The sequence below is a fragment of the Leifsonia sp. KNZ12-8B genome (genome assembly GCF_056755495.1).
Genome location: NZ_JBPGXM010000207.1, coordinates 1 through 4,208, shown reverse-complemented (window position 1 = coordinate 4,208; position 4,208 = coordinate 1). Strand labels below are relative to the sequence as shown.

The following is a 4,208-nucleotide window of genomic DNA, read 5'->3' as shown; positions in this document are numbered from 1 at the left end:
GCCACACCACGCGGGGCAGGCGGTCGGGGCCGGGCGGGCCGGACGCGATCCAGCCGCCGCCGAGGAGCGTCGCGGTGCGGTCGTCGGGGCGGCGCACCACGCTGAGCGCGAAGGAGGCGGCGGGCGCCGGCCGGAACGCGCGATACGTGTCGAACAGGTGACCGCCGAACAGCCCGCTGCCGGCGGCGAGCTCGGTGACCGCCGGGTCGCCGGACGTGAACTCGAGCGAGCCCGTCCCTCCCCCGTTCACGAACTCGAGGTCGGCCACGGCCCGGACGGCTGCGACCGCCTCCCCGCGCCGCGCGATCAGCTCCGCACCGGAGGCGCGCTGCACCCGGCGGAGGGTCGCCGCCCACGCCGGGCGTCCGGGCGGGGCGTCGCCCTGACCGGCGATCTGCGCCTCGTACGACATGATGCCGACCAGCCGGAAGCCGGGCCGGCGCACGATCCGCTCGGCCAGCTCCCGGATCGCGTCCGGGGTGTGCAGGGGCGACCGGTAGACGCCGACCCGGCCGAGCACGGGGGCGTCCCAGGAGGCGTCGAACTCGAGGCAGAGCCGGATCGGCTCGCGCTCCCCCGGCGCCGCGACCGCGTCGATGAGGTCGAGCTGCTCGATCGAGTCGACCATCAGCGTGACGCGGGCGGCAAGCTCGGGCGATCGCGCCAACCGTCCGATGGCGGCGCGGTCGGCGCTCGGGTAGCCGACGACGACGTCCTCGACCGGCGCGTGGCGTTCGTCGCCCTCAGCCAGCCAGAGCGCCTCGGGCAGCGTGTACGCGAGCACGCCGGCGTACCCGGGCAGCGCGAGCACGGCCTCCAGCACCGACCGCACCCGGACCGACTTGGAGGCGACCCGGATCGGCCTGCCCCCGGCGCGGCGCAGCATGTCGTGCGCGTTGTGCCGCAGTGCGGGGAGGTGGAGCACGCCGAGCGGCGGGTCCAGGTGCGCGGTCGCCGCGGTGAGCGACGGCCAGAACGTCTCCGGCGCGGTCCAGGTGCGCTCGGCCGGGGCGGGCCGCTCGTGCAGGTCGATGGTGGCGAGGTCGGTCACTAGCGCACCGCTTTCACTCGGGCGACCGCGAGAGCACCCGCGAACGCGAACAGTCCGGAGAGGACGAAGAGGCCTGTGAAGCCGCCCAGCGCGGCCACGATCCCGGCGCCGAAGAGCGGCGCCATGGCCTGCGGCACCGCCATCGCGATGTTCATGATGCCGAGATCCTTGCCGCGGCTCTCCGGGTCGGGAAGCACCTGGGTGGCGAGCGCCTGGTCGACGGAGAGGAAGCAGCCGTAGCCGAGGCCGAGCAGCGCCGCCGCCACGAGCGCCGCGGGCAGGACGGGCACGAACGCGAGCAGCAGCGCGGCGACCCCCTGCAGGGCGGAGGAGAGGAAGACGAACGCCTTGCGCCTCCCGAGCCGGTCGGACAGCCTCCCGAGCACCAGCGAGGCCACGATCACGAACACCATGTAGACGAGGATCAGGATGAGGAGGTCGTCGTCGGCGTTCTCGTCCTTCAGCCCGAACTCCAGGAAGTACAGCAGGAGGGAGGTGCCGAACGCGTTGCCGAGGTTGACCAGCACGCGGCTGAGCAGCGTCCAGCCGAAGTCGGGATGGCGGCGCGGGCTGATCCACAGCCCCTCGACGACCCCCCGCGCGGTCATCCGCTCGCGCAGCTCGACGGGCAGCACCGCGTCGGGGAGGAAGAGGAACGGCAGCACGAGCACGAGCAGGAGGACGGCCATCGCGGCGTACCCGAGCGCCGCGCCGACGAAGACGTAGGTGACGAGGGCGACGCCGAGGATGATCCCCACGGCCTGCGGGGCGCTGATCCAGCCGGAGACGAAGCCGCGCTGGCCGACCGGCACCTGGTCGCTGATGGTCGCGGTGAGCGCGGCGGTCAGCACGCAGAAGCCGATGAGGGCGAGCGACCAGAGGATGCCGATGCCGACGATCCCGGTCTGCATCCCGAGCAGGAGGAGCGACCCGGCGAACAGCAGCGCGCCGCCCGCGATCCACGGCCGCCTCCGGCCGAACCGGCTCGTGGTGCGGTCGGAGAGCGCGCCGGTGAGCGGGTAGGCCACGATCGCGCACACGCCCGAGATGCCCGAGACCACGCCGAACGCGACCACGTTGTCGATCCAGTACGAGGTGCCGAGCGTCGCCTGCACCTGATCGGGCAGCAGCTTCTGGATCGGCGCGAGCTGCGCCATCCACACGCCGAGCCAGGCGGTCGCGAAGGCGGCGATCCAGCGGCCGGGCACCCGGCGGACGGGCTCGGCGAAGACGGCGGGGGTGGCGGTGGTCTCGGTCATCGGGAGGCTCCTGCCTGGATGGGCGTCGCGGCCGGGAGCGGTTGCGCCAGCGCGGCCAGCGCCTCCACCGCGAACTCGATCGTCGCCGCGGCCGCCTCGTCGTCGCGCGTCACCAGCCACGCGATGGTCAGCCCGTCGGTGAGCGCGACGAGCGCGCGTGCCACCTCCGCAAGCGGCCGCCGCCATTCGGAGCCGGTCAGCCGGGCGGTCTCGGCGGCGGTCTGCTCGGCGAGCTCGAAGTAGCGGTCGTACTGGCGTCGGGCGAGCTCCGCCATCCCCGGTTCGCGCAGCGCCCACTGCGTGAGCTCGAACATCGCCTTCTCGCGTCCGGGGTCGGCGCGCACGCCGTCGAGGTAGTGGTGCAACCCGGCGCGGATCGCCGCGCGCAGGTCGCCGGGCGGAGGCTCGAAGGCGGGGGCGAGGTCGGATCGCTCCTGCGCGATCACGGCGCCGATCAGCTCGGTCATCAGCTCGTCGCGCGACGCGAAGACGTAGTGGAAGCTCGCCAGCGGCATGCCGGCCTCGGCGACGATGCGCCGCGTCGTGGCTGCGGCGACCCCGTCTCGCGCGACGACGCGCAGGGCGGCTTCTCTCAGGGCGGTGCGACGATCGGCGACGGGGATGCGCGTCATCGGTTCTCCTCCGGGTGTGCGCCTTCGCACAGGAAAGTGGGACGGCCGTCCCAGTTGTCAGTATGCCGTAAAAAGACGTGTCGGGTTTGACAGCGACCGCGAGCCGCCCGGGACAATGGTGTGGAATGCGGGGGAATCTGTCTGCGGTGTCTTCACCAGTCCGGCCACGTGGGGCGACCGGACTGGTCTCCGTCGTGCTGGCCGCAGCCGTCGCCGCCGTCCTGCTCGTCGCCCCCGGCCTGCTCGCACCTGGCCCCTCGGCGTCGGCCGCGACCGCGAGCGCCGTGGCGACCGCTCCGGCGTCGGAGGCCGCCGCGACCGCCGCCCCGGCGCCGTTCGCCACCGCTCCTCCCACGACGGACCGCCCCTCGGAGTCGACCCCGCCCTCCACCACGCCGCCGCCGACCGCGACTCCGCCCCAGCTCGATCCGCTGCCGACCGGCCTCGTCACCACCTTCCCCTTCCGCGTCTCCGGCAGCGGCAGCACGGGTGACACCATCGATGTCTCGGCCGGCGCGGGCTCGGTCTCTGGCGCGCGCTGCGCGGCGCCGGTCGCGAACGGCCGCTGGAGCTGTGCCCTCGCCGATCCGCCCGACGGCCCGAACGTCACGATCCGCGCCGAGTCCCGTGCCTCCGGTCTGGCCCAGACCGGACGCGTCGACGTGCTCTCGCCGCCCACGATCGCCTCGCAGAGCGGTGCGGCGACGGGAGGCGGCATCCGCGGGTCCGCCTACCCGCGCGCCACGGTCACGGTGACCGCAGAGACCGGAGCCAGCTGCACGTTCCCCGCCGACTCCACCGGTCAGTGGGGCTGCGTGCTCACGGGGAGGCTGCCCGACGGGCCGCACACCGTCACCGCCACGCAGGTCGCCGGCTTCTCGTCGGAGCGCTCGGCGAAGAGCGCGCCGTTCCGGATCGTCGTCGACACCGTCTCCCCCGCGGCGCCCCGCATCACGACACCGGCCGCCGGGACCCGGCTGAGCCCCGGCGAGTCGGTGGCCTTCGGCGGGGCGGGCGAGGAGGGCGACGCGGTCACCGTCTACGCCAGCACCCCCTCCGGCACCAGCATCGTCTGCACCGCCACGGTCGCCGGAGGCGCCTGGTCGTGCCCGGGCAGCCTCCCCGAGGGCGCGTACACCGTCTCGGCCCTGCAGCGCGACCGGGCCGGGAACGTGAGCGCCGGCAGCAACGGCGTGGCCGTGACCGTGGCGGCCCCGTCGTCGCCCTCTGCCACCCCGTCGCCGTCGCGGACGCCATCGCCGGCAC

General features: G+C 74.4%; 4 protein-coding genes. 1 reads left to right on the top strand and 3 read right to left on the bottom strand.

Annotated features, from left to right (window positions below):
- From ACR9ZG_RS18325 to ACR9ZG_RS18315, 3 genes are all read right to left on the bottom strand, one after another.
- On the bottom strand, positions 1 to 1,051 hold a 1,051-nt coding region (locus ACR9ZG_RS18325), incomplete at its 3' end, for an alanine racemase (protein ID WP_481286278.1).
- Entirely contained in the window at positions 1,051 to 2,310 is a 1,260-nt protein-coding gene (locus tag ACR9ZG_RS18320; protein WP_481286277.1) for an MFS transporter, read from the bottom strand. The genes ACR9ZG_RS18325 and ACR9ZG_RS18320, both read right to left, overlap by 1 nt.
- The gene (locus ACR9ZG_RS18315; protein ID WP_481286276.1) at positions 2,307 to 2,942 is read right to left on the bottom strand and encodes a TetR/AcrR family transcriptional regulator; all 636 of its coding nucleotides are present in this window, start codon (positions 2,940 to 2,942) and stop codon (positions 2,307 to 2,309) included. The genes ACR9ZG_RS18320 and ACR9ZG_RS18315 overlap by 4 nt, the downstream gene beginning before the upstream one ends.
- A 146-nt stretch (positions 2,943 to 3,088) precedes the next feature.
- Between ACR9ZG_RS18315 and ACR9ZG_RS18310 the strand changes: the two genes are divergently transcribed.
- Positions 3,089 to 4,208, top strand: a 1,120-nt coding sequence (locus tag ACR9ZG_RS18310) for an Ig-like domain-containing protein (protein ID WP_481286275.1), incomplete at its 3' end; no start/stop codon positions are given.

What these genes read in the sequence shown, in the direction of transcription:
- ACR9ZG_RS18315 (WP_481286276.1), bottom strand. Translation starts at nt 2,942, where the DNA reads ATGACGCGCATCCCCGTCGCCGATCGTCGCACCGCCCTGAGAGAAGCC.
- ACR9ZG_RS18320 (WP_481286277.1), bottom strand. Translation starts at nt 2,310, where the DNA reads ATGACCGAGACCACCGCCACCCCCGCCGTCTTCGCCGAGCCCGTCCGC.